This is a genomic window from Zoogloea sp. LCSB751 (assembly GCF_002028455.1).
Classification (GTDB): Bacteria; Pseudomonadota; Gammaproteobacteria; order Burkholderiales; family Rhodocyclaceae; genus Zoogloea.
This window is the reverse complement of sequence record NZ_MWUM01000703.1, coordinates 1-230: the sequence shown is the minus strand read 5'-3', so window position 1 is coordinate 230 and position 230 is coordinate 1. Positions and strand designations below refer to the sequence as shown.

1 pseudogene is annotated in these 230 nt (G+C 54.8%); it reads left to right on the top strand.

The annotated features are described in order from the left end of the window. Positions 1 to 15: 15 nt before the first annotated feature. Positions 16 to 230: pseudogene (locus tag B4920_RS28255) on the top strand (ribosome maturation factor RimP); the annotation flags it as partial.

The window sequence follows — 230 nt, the reverse complement described above, 5'->3', positions numbered from 1 at the left end:
CAGGTTGGCGCCATCATGGACGTTGAAGATCCCATCACCGAGGAGTATTACCTCGAGGTTTCCTCCCCGGGCCTGGATCGTCCGCTGTTCAAGGTTGCCCAGTTCGAAAAATACGTTGGCCAAGAGGCGGCGGTTTCGCTTCGGATGGCAACAAACAACCGCCGCAAGTTCAAAGGCGTAATCAAAGCTGTGCAGGGGGACATGATCACCCTGACAGTAGATGGTAAGGA